The sequence below is a fragment of the Delftia sp. S65 genome, assembly GCF_016516495.1.
Lineage (GTDB): Bacteria > Pseudomonadota > Gammaproteobacteria > Burkholderiales > Burkholderiaceae_C > Comamonas > Comamonas acidovorans.
This window is the reverse complement of record NZ_JACVUR010000123.1, coordinates 1-244: the sequence shown is the minus strand read 5'-3', so window position 1 is coordinate 244 and position 244 is coordinate 1. Positions and strand designations below refer to the sequence as shown.

Here is a 244-nt window from a genome sequence, read left to right as displayed (position 1 = left end):
CTCGAAATCGCTGGCAACGTTCTTCTGGAAGATGACGATCTGCGAGTTGTTTGCGTCGTTCGATTGATTGACGAAGTTGAGTTGAACGCCCATGCATCTCTCCTGATGGATCAAAAAAGCGCTGCGGCGCTTTCTGCTGCCCCGCCGTGCGGGCGCAAGCGCACTGTAGGGAACAACGATCCTTCAGAAAATTACGCCTGATTACATCCCGCCCCCTCCACCGGGAACGGCCCAGACCCGCCCG

The 244-nt window shown here is 57.0% G+C and carries 1 protein-coding gene; it reads left to right on the top strand.

Annotation, left to right across the window (positions count from 1 at the left end; all coding sequences use genetic code 11):
* On the top strand, positions 1 to 201 hold a 201-nt coding region (locus IAE24_RS30090), incomplete at its 5' end, for a hypothetical protein (protein WP_200016428.1).
* Between the last annotated feature and the right edge of the window lie 43 nt (positions 202 to 244).